The following is a 14,369-nucleotide window of genomic DNA, read 5'->3' as shown; positions in this document are numbered from 1 at the left end:
TCGAGCGCGGTAACGCAAAACTTGACACCTGGGTTAAATTTGTTTGTGATGATATCAAGCAAATTTGGAGGCTCAACCGATTCCATGGGTGTTTTCGAGGACGATTTCGGCACCACCGCTCAGCCGAAAAAAGGCATGCCTGGGCATGGCCAGAGGCCTATTCCCGCTCTGACCCTGATCGCCCATCCCAATTTGCAAAGAATCGGCGACCGAGCTTTCCTAATCGAAGCGGGGGATAACGGCGAAGAGGAGCTTTCTCGCGTCGCTCCCGATTTTTTCCCTCCTGGCGGCGCTCTGGGCCATTCCCTTCACGATCCCTATCTCAGTCGGACGCCCTTGTCGGTTCAGGGCGACTCGAAAGGGAACCTCTGGATCCGCCGTGGGCGGAACAAGACCGAAGTCATCATCGGCACCGAACCCCTCGAGGCCGAGCGCCTGGTCTCCCGTGCCTCCTTGGAAAATGGCGTGCCCATCACGCTTGCCGATCGTATCGTGCTTTGGTTGCATCTAGCCATCCCCGACTGCCACGCAGATCGACAGGCTTGCCCCGATGGCATCCATGCGTACGGCATGGTTGGCGCAAATGCACGGATGTGGGATCTCTATCGAGAAATCGGTCGTATCGGCGACTTGAGTACCCCTGTGTTATTGAGAGGTGAATCGGGTACCGGGAAGGAGATGGTGGCACGCGCCATTCACGACTGCAGCCGTAAGCAGAAACCTTTCTTGGCCGTGAACTTGGCGTCGATTCCCCCCAACCTCGCGGCTTCCGAGCTTTTTGGCGCAATCAAAGGCTCCTTTACCGGTGCAGATCGGAACCAATTGGGTTTTTTTCGGGCTGCCGAAGGCGGCACGCTTTTTCTGGACGAGATCGGAGAGACCCCTCCGGAAATCCAGGTGAGCCTCTTGCGGGCACTCGAAACCGGCGAGGTCATGCCGCTCGGCTCCCAACGTTCCTTTCGCTTTCGAGCTCGCTTGATCGCGGCCACTGACGCCGACTTGGAGGCCATGATCGAGCGTACCTCCTTCAGGGCGCCGCTCTTCCATCGATTGGCGGGATATCAAATCACGCTTCCTCCGCTTCGCCAACGCCTGGATGACCTGGGGCGCCTGTTTCTCCATTTTGTTCGGGAAGAGCTCGCCGAAATCGGTCAGATTCACAGGCTTCATCCCGGCGATCCCTATGACGAGCCCTGGATTCCCGTCGAATTGGCCGTCGCCTTGTTGGACTGTTCCTGGCCCGGTAACCTGCGCCAGCTTCGCAATGTGGTTCGGAGCTTGGTTATCGATAGCAGGGAGTCACCCCAACTGATCTTTTCCGACAAGATCAGAACCATGCTGAAAAACGACAGGGATCGCGACGCGTCTTCCGAGGGAAAAGCACCGAGCTACGAGCGGAAAAAGCCTAACCAAATCGACGCCGATCATCTTCTCGAGGCCTTGCGTGCCAACCAATGGAATGTCAAGGCTACCGCGCGCTACCTGAACATCGCGCGGGGCTCACTTTACAAATTGATGGAGGCGCATCCGCAAATACGCGCTCCGGAAGAGATCGACGCGGAGGAAATCGAAGCGACTTTGAGACAGGTACGGGGCGTGACGGCTCGGGCGGCAGACCACCTGAATCTCTCCGCCCAGGCGCTGCGGCGCCGAATGAGACAATTGAATGCCGAAGGATGGAGGTTTGACCATGGGGAAGAATAATCGCCACAAGACGCTGTATGTCGTTCTGGAAAAATCGGGCCTGAGATTGGGCTGCCCACCCGTCAAAACCAAGGGGGCGCTGCGTCTCGATGGCGAGGCGAGTTTGACGTTCCAAGGAGATACCGTCCCCGTCTTGGCGGATACCAAAAAGCCCGGCCTGTATCAGGTCTCCAATTTGGAAGGTACCTTTCGATTTGGATTGGGGCCGAAAGACGAGTATCCCTATCGTCTCGTCATTTGCGAAAAGAAGGGGATACCGGATGTCCGATTCAGCGTTCGAGAACGAGAGAAAAGGAAGCTTCTGGGGGTCGTTTTGAGCCTCGACAAGGCGACCGATGCAACCCTGACCGTGACCAAGGAAAACCTGAAGCTACCCGATGAGCCGTTCTTCGTGGCCCTCACCCTTTGGTCTCAGGACGATAGCAAGCCAATCGAAAAGACCTTGGAGATGCCTCCGGAAGTCACCACCCGGGATTGGGATTTGGCCGATCTGGAACCCGGTCTCTACCGAATCCATGCCCAATCTTCAGGGCTCATCGAGGTTGTCGGTGGCGAAGAAGCCGACCTGGAAATTGACGACAGTCCCTGAGGTGCCTGCCTGCCCCGGCAAATCAAGGTTCCTGGACCATCGACCGGAAATTGGCCATTTCAGTTTTTAGGAGATGCGCCGAACGTAGGTGCGGTTTGAGGCGGAGCGCCCGCTCCAATGCCTCGGGCCCCCGCTCGTCCAGGTGTCCCGTAGAGCGGGCCCGGCAAAGAGCCCACCTCGCAACGGCCGTCCAGGTGTAGGGATTTTCGGGCCCCAGGGCCAGTGCGAGATCGAGTTCGCGCTCGGCCCGGGCCAGCAAGGGACCCGGATTCTCGCCCGCGGTCAACTTGACCTCGGCCCAAAGGGTGAAAAGGCGACCCAACGAACGGTGTGCCTCCCCGTGGTCCGGGTCTTTTTCGAGCATTTCCTGGAATTGATCGCGTGCACGCTTCAAGTCCGGTTCGGGATCGCCCTTCTGAAAAAAGATCCACTCCGCACGGATTCGCGCGATGCTGGCCCGACAGAGGAGCGCATCCATGGCGGTACCCAATTCGAGCGCCCGGTCCGTGTGTGTTTCGGCCCGAATCAATAAATCGTTGGGTGGGTTGCCTTCTCGGATCGAGAACTTGGCGCGAAAGTAAAGCGTCCAGGCCAGGTTTTGGTGAAGCAGGCGGTTGTTAGGAGAACGATCGAGACCCGCCAGATAGGTTTCCTCCGCCGCATCGAACGAGGTGTCCTGCGTGCGGCCGCTTTCCGCGTCGTGCCTGGCTTGTAGGAGTTGGGCCCATCCCAGAACGTTGTAGGCCGGCGACAACTTGGGGTTCAGTTTGAGTGCTTCTCTCAGTGCTTCGATGCCGTGCGTCGCCGATTCCGGGTCCCAGGACGTGCCGAGCCTCAGCCCACCTCTGGCGACCCGCAAGTGGGCTCGCCCCAGTTGATAGAGAAGCACCGCGTGTTTGGGATTGCGATCCAGCGCTCTTTCCAGGACATCGATCGCTTCGCGTACGGTGGCTACCGGGTCCCTGTCACACTCCGGCTGTTCGGCCACGGCCATGAGGCAATTGGCGATGCCGTTGCCGTGTTTCAAATCACCGGGTTTGCGCAGAAGGGCCTGTCGATAGGAATCCAGCGAGGCTTCGAAATCGGCACAGGGATCCAGACCGGAGCGGGACCGCCAAGAAGCTCGCGTTCGATAGATTCGTGCGTAGGTTCCGAAAAAGCGGTCGTCTCGATCCGATGGCGCGACGCGCCCCATACCCGCAACGGCAGCGTCCAATTCGGGCAATGGGTTCTGCTTGCTCGCCATTTGGTGTTCCGCCAGCCGCCAGTGAAGCAGACCTAATAGACGGTTGCTTCGCGAAACCTCCCATTGCGAGGCCAGGGCCCGCTCCACCGAGTCAACCGCTTTTCGCAAATGATCGGTCGGGTCCATTCCCTGGAGGGTCTGTTCGATGGCGGCGACACGATAGAAGCGGGCCTCGATCAAGTCTACCTCCCCATCACCGGGCAAGAGCGCACGGGCGATGTCGAGTTGTGCCAGTCCTTTTGCCATCACCTCGGCGAAATCCTCGCCGGCGTAAACCGACAGGGCCCCGTGACGAAAGAAGGCCGAACTCTTGGATTTATGGAGGTTGGGATTACTGGGCGCGATGTCCAGTGCTCGGTCGTATGCGGCGATCGCGCTTTCGAAGCGCTTGTGGATGGCCTGCTCGTCTCCCGCTGCAAAAGCGGCATCGGACCACTCGCTGTAGATCTGGCCCTCGAGCTCGGGAATTTCGAATAACCAAGGGCCCTTTTCCCGGCACTCTGACAAGGCCGCCAGGGCCTCTGCATAATCGCCGTTCGCGTAGGCGAGCAGGGCTTGAAGATACTTCGGCGAAGTCACCTCGTCACCTTTCACGAGGCTCATGAAATCTCGCGCACGGTCCAAATAACGCGTGGTCAGATCCCGATGATAGGCCGTTCGCTGCGACGTTCGTTCGAATTGATGGACCTCCGGCAGGTGACGGCGATACAGACCCAAATGCACCAATCCCAAAGCATAGGCGACTCGGGAATCGCGATGGCCCGAATGCCACGCCTCTTCCAAATGACGTCGTGCATCCTCATCGTGACCTTGGGCCAGAAAGCCCAGGCCCAGGGCGAAATCGGCGGGTCCCCGTAGATCCGAGGGGACCCTGTTGGCCAGCTCGCGGATTTGATCCATTTTCGATTGCAAAAGGTCTCGATCCGGTCGAATGTCGTGATGCGGTGCCATATACCCGTATCGTGCCAACGATTCGATCTCTTTCACCAGGACGGTGGTTTCCCGTGCCAGCTCAGCCTGGCGATTCAAGTCCCAAATCCGCTTGGCCGCGACCCCGATCACCGTGGCGATGGCCAGGAGTGCAAGGAGTCCCAACCCAAACAGGGCGCGGTGTTTGAGGATTTTTTTGCGCCAGCGGTAGGCCCTGTTTCCCGAGACCGAGGAAACCGGTTCACCATCCAGGTATCGATTCAGGTCCGCCGCCAACGCCCCTGCCGATCCGTAACGATCACCCGGATCCGGCTGGAGACATTTGCGGATCACGCTGCCGAGTTCCCAGGGGATGCCCTCGAGATTCGCGAGCCTCTCCTCGGTTTCCGCCGCGGAGATCGACGCGTCGGGTGGCATGCCTTTCAAGAGATAGTGGAGGGTCGCGCCCAATCCGTAGACATCCGTTCTCCGATCCAGAAGTGCCGGGTCTCCTTTTGTTTGTTCGGGTGCCATGAATCCGGGAGTTCCAGCTTGGTCGGGACCTTTTTCCGAGCCGTGTTTGCCCATGTGCGCAATGCCGAAATCGAGTACCACCGGTTTGAAGCCGCCCTGTTCGTCCTCGAGGACCATGATGTTCCCCGGTTTGATATCACGGTGAACGAGACCACTGCGGTGAGCCGCGTGAACGCCGTCCGCCACCCCCTTGAGAACCTGCAGTTTTTGCTCGACGTTCATACGCCTGGCACATGTTCCCAAGGTGAGTCCGTCCAGGAAGGGCATGGTAATGAACAGCCGGCCCTCGATTTCTCCGACTTCGTAGATCTTGCACAGGTTTTCGTGATCCACCCGAGCCTGGGCCCGCGCTTCACGCAAGAGCGCCGATTTTTGCTGCGCGGATTCGTTTTTGAGGAATTTGACCGCGACGTTGCGCTTCAAGCGCGGATCATAGGCCAAAAAAACATAGCCTCCGCCCCCTTCTCCCAATTGCCGCATGAATTGGTAGCGGCCCCAGTGGCGGGGGATCGCGGCATGGTGCAACGGTTCGTTCGTGGCATCGGCCGTGGTGGGACCTCCTGTGACCGGCGAATAGGTATCTTGGCTTTCGTCCTGCGTGGGTGAAACGGCTTGTCGTCGGTTGGGCGCTTCCACTAGTCTCTCCCGTCACCAGGGCGAACGAAGGCCTTTCCTACGGCCACCGGAACGAAGTCTCCCGGCCGTTTTCTCGACGATATCGGCGCCCTTGTCGAAAATTCGCGCGTTTTCCCAAATAAGGGAAATTTGTCGAAAACATATGGATAGCTGTTCGCTTTTCTCACATCTTATTCATTTTTGCTTAGAGTGGCAAGGCCCTGTTCAGTCTTGAACACGCTTGTTCATTAATTTTCGTAGGAGTGTTCAATTCCTGGGGTGGTGGATCGGGTGGATGCGTTTGTCTTTGGATAAACTTATTTTTTTGAGTTGGTTAGGTGTGTAGGTGAGATTCGGCACTGCCGTTGCAATTCCGTGATACCGAACCACGACACCATTCTCGTTCCCAACGAACCCGAACGTCGAAACGATCTGGAACCCCGGGAGACGGATCCACTTCCAAAGCCTCGAACGGTGTTCCCCGTGAGCGAGAACGAACATGCACCGTGCCGATCATTCGTGCAGCGGTGATGGAATTGAACGGGAGAGACCATGTCGCACCGAATCATGAGCCGGGGGCTTTCCTCAGCCGATACGAACCCGGAATTTTTTATCGAAGAAAATGAACAAGAAATAACCATCTACAGTTTGCTGGATTCGCTCATCATCGGTCCGCGCGAGTATGGCGACAATTTACCGGAATTTTTTATCGGGATACCCGATACCAAGAAAAAGCTCACCATTTTTGCGCTCAACCTTACCCTCGCCGGGAAAGTCGCCATGCCTGGCGGCGACATGAACATCGTGTGCAAGAACTTCGGCGTGATGAAACGCAGCGATCGGGACAAAGACACACCGCCGGCTCTCGACGCTTGCCCTACCCTGGAATCCATATACGATCCGGCCGATGCGCGACATCTGAAAAACACCCGGGCCGACGGAAGCGAAGGCAAGAGTGGCGACGACTTGGCGGCGATTCTTCAGGAAAAGGGGAAGAAGTATGGGAAAAAGGGGACGGCCGGAGGTTCGATCACGCTCGTCTGCGACCGGATGACCTTGGAGGACGAGTGCTACCTGGTCGCGTGCGGGAGCGAGGGGTATCCGGGATTCGCCGGTCAGAACGGAGCGAAAGGTAGAACGGGTGCCGATGAAAGGGTCCACGTGAGGACGGAGCGGTATGTCAACGATAGACCGCCCGTTGCGGTGACCCATTATTATTTCGATGGGAGCGAGCCACCCGCGATAGGTGGCCGAGGTGGCCGTGGTGGACGAGGCGGCAAGGGCGGCGAAGGAGGTGACGGTGGCAAGGTCGTCGTCAAGACCCGAGTCGTGGATCACCTGGATCGCCTTTTCCCCGATGCCACGGGTGGTCCTCAGGGTAAGTGTGGAGAACCCGGCAAGGGCGGTGGCGGCGGGCCCGGCGGGAGATTTCACGACTATGTGGCAATCAACTCGGGAGAAGTCCACTACAAGACAACGCGACGTGAATCGGGTCCCTCGGGGCCGGGTGGGGGGCACGCCTTACCCAACCATCACGGGATCGATGGGCTTCACGCGATGGAAATGAATGCACCCCTGGCCAGGCTGGGACATTTTTTCGACGAGCACTTCTTTCGAAGATTGTTGCAAAGAGTGAAGTATTGGTATTTGTTCAACGTTCCCCAAAAGTTTTCGGAAGGGGCGATCAGTTATACCGACGATGACAACTGGAAACTGATCGGGGAAACCTTGGCTTGGATGGTCGAGGTGTTGGCGGACTTCTACGAAGTCGAAAACTTGGATCTCGCCGGTGCGCGAAAGAACCAGATCCTCATGGAAGCCACGAATATGTTGGTGAACCACCGTTCGGACAAAACGTATTTCGGAACCTCCGCCGACCATGTGCCGCGCATCATGCTTCGAGATGTACGCGCCAATTTCGAAAAGGCCATCGATCACCGGGAAAAATTGGAGCAAGCCTATGTCGACCTGGCGGCGGACTTCGCCAAAGCGCGGGAAATCAGCTTCAGCAAAGCACAGAAAATCGCCCATTTGACCGCGTTCGCCGCCGCCTATGAAGAGGCATGCGACAACCTCGTGGAGAAGATCGAGAATCAGGAAACGGTGGTGCGTCACACCAACTTCGAATTGCAGGAGGCCTTGGCGACCATGCTGGAGGCCGGCGAGGCGTTTCGCACCGCCATTCGAAACAACTTCGATTTCGAGTTGGACAAACTGTGCAGAGGATTGGAGATGCTGGCCTTCACCGGTCTCAAGAGTTGGGGCGGCAAAGCGATGGGTGCCCTGCAGATGGTGAACTTCATTTATCAGGGGGCCACCACCATTCAGGACAGTCAGGGACATAGTGTCCCGAAAAAATATCTCATCGACGAGTTCACGGAATATGAAGAGGATATCGTCAAGAATGCCGTCGAGGATGTCATGGATTACGACGGAACCTACGATGAAACGCGGCTTAAAGGCGTGTTTGCCGATGTCAACAAGGCGCTGAAGGAGCTAAAGAAAATCGGCGACCACATCAACGACAAACAGGCGGTGAAGGGCGAACTCGAAGCACTGGAACGCGTGAAGACAGCCTTGTTTAAAAAGGGAGAGGAAATCTTCACCTATAACACTTATATATCCCAATACTACAGTAATTATAAAGTATGGCGCGAAACTCTCGAGAATCTAGAGAAACTCAAGAATTCTAAACAAATCCTGACGCCTTACCGCATCACTTGGATGAACTACTATACCCAGATTTATCAAAGTATGATCGAGAGGACGATCAGGCAGCTTTATTTGATGAACCGCAAAAGTTACTATCTTACGTTCGAGGATTTTTTCAAGGAAATCGATTTGGAGGAACGGGCCGGAGGTTTGTGGCTCAATGGAGAGCGACCTTCCCCCAACCTCATGGCGCTCGTGGAGAAGTACGATGCCCTGAAAGAAAAGGAATTGGACTTTTTTGCACGCCAAACCAGTGCGTATCAGCCCTTTCCGGCCGATCCCCACAAGCGTAGCGATATTCGACTCACCCTCGATCGCGAGAACCATCCCGAGCTCCTCGAGGAGTTCGTGCGCAATCGAAAACTCTATTTCACCACCCTGCCCAATCGCGAAACACCGGCTGTCATCAACCAGTTCCACGTGGGGGCGACCAAAAACAAATTCAACCTGCGCATTTCTCACATCATGCCCCGGATCGTCGGTGCCGAAACCCAATCCCGTTCGGGTTTGATCGAGGTGGAAATCAAACATCTTGGCGTGAGCATCTTCGAGGGAGATCCACCCAGTGGGACGGACGGCCCCCTCTACCGTTTTTCGCATGTTCCGGTGAATTGCGTGCTCACCCACGAGCAGGGCACCAAGGTGGATGGCTCTGACAACGCGGACATCGGTTCTGGGAATATCGGCCAGATCAGTGATGCACATCTGGACAATGTGGGGCTCTACGGGAATTGGATGTTGAAAATCGAAGAAGGCGACGACCCCGACAGCCCCAACTACCAACTCGACCTGTCACGTATCTCTGCGATCGTCATTCATTTTCAGGGCTTCAACCAAGTCAAGAATCTCCGATCGATGCGATTGCCGGCAAGTACGGTCCTTTCATGAATTCACGGGGGAATCCATTCCTCTGAAAGTGACATGTCCCACCGCGCGAACCCCGTCTGAACGCGTCGGTTCGCCAACGATGGAAACGGTGCTCATCCGTTTCCGGTGCGACTGAGGTACGGGTACCAGCTCGTGCCCATCCAGAAACAGCGGTCTTTCGATCATGTCCCTCCAAACAGCGGGCACTGGATCCCGTATGGCTTTGGGCTTCTGTTTGGTAAATATTTGAAAGTAAATGGTTTGAATGACTTTGGTGTTCGGCTCGAGCCAGGCTGCCTGACCGCTTCTCTCGTCGCCCCGTTTCCGGGCTGGATAGATACCAACCCGCGTTTTGGAGACCTCTCGAATGCATCGGAAAGCGAGAGAGGCCCGTGCCCAAATTAACGATTTGAGATCAGGAGGATTTGATCATGAACGCTCGAGTGAATACCCAACAAGCCATCGACCGGAGAGAAGCGCGTCGATTCTGGACCCAAATCCAAAACAATTCCTTTTTTTCACTGTACTACATGGGGCATCACGCTCATTTCTTCGACCTCTACGATACCCCGGAGCAAATGGATCGAGCCATCGACGAGCTGGAGAACTTCATCCGAGTCGAGCTTGGCTGTAAAACGGATTGGAAGACCATTGTCGACGAATACGAAAGTGCCATGTCTGAGGAGCGGTTGTTTTGGTTTGGAGATTATTGGTTGTACGACGAGCGTGGGAACCACTACGTCTTGCGGAATCGTCGTGACCAAGTGACTTTGAACGAACGCCTCGACGATGTTTCCTTCGAAGACGGAACGCTCGGTTGGGAGAACGAAAGGTCCTCCGGCGAATTGGCGTTTTCGTTCGAACCCGATTCCGATTTCGATCGAGAAGATCCCGAAGCCTGGCGCGACTTCTTGGCCAATGGCGGGATTTTCGAGTCGATCTGTACTGGAACCCTGAGTTTCCCCGAAGGGGGAGATGTTCAGGTCGTGGGTCGAAAAAACGTGTTCAGCAGGGAGGGCGCCACCGGTGCGACTCGGGGCGACGATCCCGCCTTTTGGAGCGGTATCTACGAGATCCTGTTTTTCGAAGACGGACACCCGGTTTATCCATCCAAACCCATGGTGTTCAATGGCCGTGGCGATCGTGTCTTTTTCTCTTTCGATGAGGTGGACCTCTCGGAAAGCACCGTCTTTTCACACAATTACCTTGCCTGGACTCATGACGGCGCGGAGGGGGAATTGGTCTTGAGGCGCGATCACGAAGGTCGCCACAGACTTCTCGGACAACTGACTCGGAATGGCGAAGTCTCTCATTTTGTCTGCTTTCGACGACAAGGCATGGGTGAGGCCCCGCGAATCGCAGCGCGTCGTCCATTGGGGGCCCGAGGCCACAGTTTGGAACCACTGGCCATCGGCACCACCCAGGATGCGTTCGATGGGGCACCGGCCAAGCAGCTCACGACCTATCAAATCGAGTTGAGCGCCGAAGGGGGGACCGCCCCCTACGCGTGGTCGCAAGGAGCGGGAACCCTGCCGGACGGGTTGGTCTTGTTTCCCGATGGCGTCATTCAGGGCGTGGTTTCTGAAAATGTAGCTGCCGGCAAATATCGCTTCGAACTGGTGGTGACCGATGCGGAGGAAGCCAAAGCCGGCGCCTATTTCGAATTGACGGTGACGGAAAACCTGGGTCCCCTCTCCATTCTCGATCAGGGGCCCGGCAACGTGTTTTTGGATGTGCAGTTCGAGCACCATTTTCAGGGGATCGGCGGCGATTCGGGCCATTACCTGTGGAGCCTCACCCAATCCGACAACTTCACGGGGAACATCGACAGTGCAAGTGGAATCTATGTGGGGCAGGCGTTGCAAATCGGATCCCAGAGTTTGTCGCTTCGCTTGGCGAGCGATCGCGAAGAGGCGAAACGCTCGTTCGCGGTGAATGTTCTCACCAATCCCCACACCGTCCCCACGGGTACGGTCATCCTGTTCGTGACCACGACGGCGATTTCCGTCATTTCGAGCATCGTCGCGAGTGTCATCGCTCTCACGGATAAGCGGCGGCGTGATGCCGACCGAGCGGACAAACAGCAGTGGGAGGACTTCAAAGATTTTTACCGAACCGCCAAGGAAAACCTGCGGGAGGAACTGAGCGAAATGCCTCAAGGAGAAATGAGTCGCGTCATGGATGATCTCAAGGAGCTGAAAAAGCGCTTCAAACGCACCCGCGCGGCCATCGGCGATGCGCAGGCTTTGAAACGAAGATTGGTCGAAGAACTCCGGGAGAAACGGGATGGCATCATCGATCGGATTTTTGAAAGGTACGAGGAAGAACTCGAGGAAAGAAGACAGGAATTGGATAGAGATCCGCGTCGGGACGAGAACCACGAGCACCATCAGGACTGGCTCGATGAAGTGGAGCGGTACAACGAGGACTACGATGCACGGGAGGATTGGCGAGATGACACGAGAGAAGAATTCGATCGCGCCATCGACGATTTGCCCGAAGTGCCGGAGGTGGGGTAGTGATGACTGAAGAAAACACCGTCATTTTCGTAGCGGCGACCGGCGACGATGCCCACAAAGGGACCGATGCCAAGGCGCCCGTGGCAAGCCTCGCACGTGCCCTGACCCAAGCGCGGACTCTGGGGATCGAGCAGGTTTTGGTGGCCCATGGCGTCTATCGCGGCTCCTTCGAACCGATTCCGGGGATTCATATTCGCGGTAGCTACCGCCCTGATTTCTCTGACGCCCATGCCTTGAGTGATGTGGAATTGATGTCGCCTCGGCGCAGTGAGAGCCGTAACGGCAAGAAATTCACGGTGATCGATCACCCGGCATTCTGGTCAGGCCTTGCCGCCGGGAAATTCGATACACCAACCGAGTACAGCGATCTCATTTTCACCAATGTCTCCATCGGGCAACTCGAGATCCGTTTCGACACCTTTGCCTATGGCATTCATGGCGTCTTGGCCGATTCAGGGGCCTTCCGCAAAAACAAAAACCTGCGCTTGCGCAACGTGAAGTTGATCGGCGAGGCGGTCTACGTGTCGCGAGAGGGTGACGACAAGGCCGAGGGTACCCGAACCGAGCCGGTTCGAACGACGGGCAAGGGACTCGCCTTGGCTCGCGAACGCGGCCTTCACGACCTGATGATCACGGCAGGCGAGTTCGAGGAAACCACGACCCTGGTGCCGGGCATTCACCTTTGGGCCAGCATGACGTTGGATTTCGATGAATACCACGTCCTGAAGGAAGAGACGCTGCGGTCGGAGAAACGCGCCATCTCGAGTTATTCCCGCAAGTACACCGTGCTTCTTGGGAAAGGCGGGGAAAGCGCTCTGGCAGCGCCCGACATCACGCGATCCACCTTCTTGGCCAATCTGGTCTGTATCGAGGTGAAGATGGCGGCCGTGGCGGCGAAGACCACCTTGGTGGGGCGCGGCATATCCTACGTGGCCAAAGGCAGTCCCGTGTTCAACGAAAATCGGTTCCTTCGTTTGGCGAACGTGAAGTTCATCGCCCAAAGCCTCTATGTTTCTACATCTGGTAAAGATACCAATCCGGGAACCCAATCGGCTCCGAAGCGGACGGTAGTGGCCGGCTTGGTGGAGGCGGATGCACGGGGCATCGAAAACGTGTTGGTTTCCTGCGGTGAATTTGCGGGGGCGGTGAACCTGAGAGCGGGTATCCACCTATGGGGAGGATTCTCCCCTGATTTCAAACGGCATGCGTCTATCGACCCAGCCGTCTTGAGGTCACCGGAGAACGAATGGAAAGGCAAGCACAATCAATTTACCTTTTTCGCGTCGAATGCCAGTTCGGCCACCCTCACCGGGAAAAACATCGGGAAAGCGACCGTGGTGTGTGACGTCATCTGCGTCAACGAACCCAAACCCACCGGAGCCGTTGCCTCTCGGTGCGGCATCATGGTGCGAAACGACCTGAAAGACACGCGGTCCCAGATCGTCTTGGCGAACGTGAAAATCATCATGGGCGACGGTGCGACGGGTGCTGCAGGGAAGGCTGGTGCGCCACCGGCCCAAAAGTCCACCGTGCTCGGCGGAAAAGGGGGGAAGGCTACCAAGAACTCCGGATCCGACCCGAATCCCAAGGTCACCGATCACGACGGAACCAAGGGGCAGAGCCTGAATATCACCGACGCCAAGGGTGCACACCACCTGGCCGGGGGAAGCGGGGGTGCTCACGGTTGGGGGGACACCTACAAGGGAAATACCGCCGGGAACGGTGATGATGGAAAAAATGGTGGCAACGGTGTGACCGGAATAGGCGGTACCCATGGCGTGGCCCATCCCGACGCGAGAGGCTGTTTCAACGCTGAAAAATGGCTCGGATATCCCGGTAATGACGGAACGTCCGGATCTTCCGGCTCGGGTGGCGGCGGCGGTGGTTCCGGTGGTTCCCGCCTCGTCAACTGGTTCATGGGCTCTTCGGTTCTGTGCATGGGCGGATCGGGCGGAAACGGAGGCGATGCGGGGAATGGCGGTCAGGCGGGCGCCGGCGGCCTGGCGGGCGCTGGCTCGTTGGGAATCGTTTGCGTCAACGCAGGTCTCACCACGCGAAACGTGGCCATCTTGAAGGGAACTGGCGGCCCCGGAGGTGCGGGTGGCGACGCCTCGGCCGGAGGTGCGGGCAAGCCGGGCCAAGCAGGTGGCTCGGGCACGAGCACCAGCGGCTGGGGCACGACCCGAACATCCGGTGCGGGTGGCAAGGGTGGTTCTGGCGGACGTGGCGGTGACGGCGGTGCGGGAGCCGGAGGAAACGGAGGTATTTCGGTCGGGGTTGCCTTGAGCGAAAGCAAGCTGGTTCGCGACGGCCTCTTTGTCGTGCAGGGTGGACGAGGTGGTCTCGGTGGGCGTGGCGGTCGCTTGCACGGGACCGCTCTGGGTGGTCACGGTTTTAACGGCGAATCGAACGCGGTGATGGATTTCGGGACCTAGTTGCCGGCCTGGACCGCTCACTGGAACCCGACAGGGGCCGTCGGCGACCCATCATCCGTCTCGATGTCACGCCATCGAGGATGAAAATGAGTCGTGATGGCCTTTCCACCAACCGAACACAAAGGCGACCGGGGGCGGGCCCATCCCAGCCTTGCGATGGGTGGGATGGGCATTGCGTGTGGCCGGACGGATGCTTGGGTGGTCGTCGTCCGAGTTCAACGGGATGTTTGGATGTGCAC

Annotated in this window: 6 protein-coding genes; 5 read left to right on the top strand and 1 reads right to left on the bottom strand. The window is 57.4% G+C overall.

The genetic code is table 11. The features are described from left to right. Positions 1-84 precede the first annotated feature (84 nt). Together J3U87_RS08665 and J3U87_RS08660 are read left to right on the top strand one after the other, a co-directional pair. On the top strand, positions 85-1,704 hold the full coding sequence (locus J3U87_RS08665) for a sigma 54-interacting transcriptional regulator (protein ID WP_237382643.1): 1,620 nt from the start codon (positions 85-87) through the stop codon (positions 1,702-1,704). Further along, positions 1,691-2,293, top strand: a complete 603-nt coding sequence (locus tag J3U87_RS08660; RefSeq protein ID WP_237382642.1) for a hypothetical protein — start codon at positions 1,691-1,693, stop codon at positions 2,291-2,293. Before J3U87_RS08665 ends, J3U87_RS08660 begins: the two co-directional genes overlap by 14 nt. A gap of 22 nt (positions 2,294-2,315) precedes the next feature. Here the strand turns inward: J3U87_RS08660 and J3U87_RS08655 are convergent, their stop codons facing one another. Next, complete coding sequence (locus J3U87_RS08655; RefSeq protein ID WP_237382641.1) at positions 2,316-5,618, bottom strand: serine/threonine-protein kinase; 3,303 nt, start codon at positions 5,616-5,618, stop codon at positions 2,316-2,318. A 531-nt stretch (positions 5,619-6,149) separates the two neighbouring features. Here J3U87_RS08655 and J3U87_RS08650 point away from each other — a divergent pair. From J3U87_RS08650 to J3U87_RS34990, 3 genes are all read left to right on the top strand, one after another. Further along, complete coding sequence (locus tag J3U87_RS08650; RefSeq protein ID WP_237382640.1) at positions 6,150-9,197, top strand: hypothetical protein; 3,048 nt, start codon at positions 6,150-6,152, stop codon at positions 9,195-9,197. 410 nt (positions 9,198-9,607) lie between these two features. Next, positions 9,608-11,695 (top strand): Ig domain-containing protein, encoded by a 2,088-nt coding sequence (locus J3U87_RS08645; protein ID WP_237382639.1) that lies wholly within the window; start codon positions 9,608-9,610, stop codon positions 11,693-11,695. Positions 11,696-11,697: 2 nt separating this feature from the next. Next, positions 11,698-14,130 (top strand): hypothetical protein, encoded by a 2,433-nt coding sequence (locus J3U87_RS34990; RefSeq protein ID WP_272932475.1) that lies wholly within the window; start codon positions 11,698-11,700, stop codon positions 14,128-14,130. Positions 14,131-14,369 lie beyond the last annotated feature (239 nt).

Source organism: Sulfidibacter corallicola (assembly GCF_017498545.1).
Taxonomy (GTDB): domain Bacteria; phylum Acidobacteriota; class Holophagae; order Acanthopleuribacterales; family Acanthopleuribacteraceae; genus Sulfidibacter; species Sulfidibacter corallicola.
This window is presented reverse-complemented; position numbering and strand designations above follow the sequence as displayed.

Bases quoted from the DNA above. Each gene is read 5' to 3' on its own strand.
- J3U87_RS08665 (WP_237382643.1), top strand. From the start codon at position 85: ATGGGTGTTTTCGAGGACGATTTCGGCACCACCGCTCAGCCGAAAAAA.
- J3U87_RS34990 (WP_272932475.1), top strand. From the start codon at position 11,698: ATGACTGAAGAAAACACCGTCATTTTCGTAGCGGCGACCGGCGACGAT.
- J3U87_RS08660 (WP_237382642.1), top strand. From the start codon at position 1,691: ATGGGGAAGAATAATCGCCACAAGACGCTGTATGTCGTTCTGGAAAAA.
- J3U87_RS08645 (WP_237382639.1), top strand. From the start codon at position 9,608: ATGAACGCTCGAGTGAATACCCAACAAGCCATCGACCGGAGAGAAGCG.
- J3U87_RS08650 (WP_237382640.1), top strand. From the start codon at position 6,150: ATGTCGCACCGAATCATGAGCCGGGGGCTTTCCTCAGCCGATACGAAC.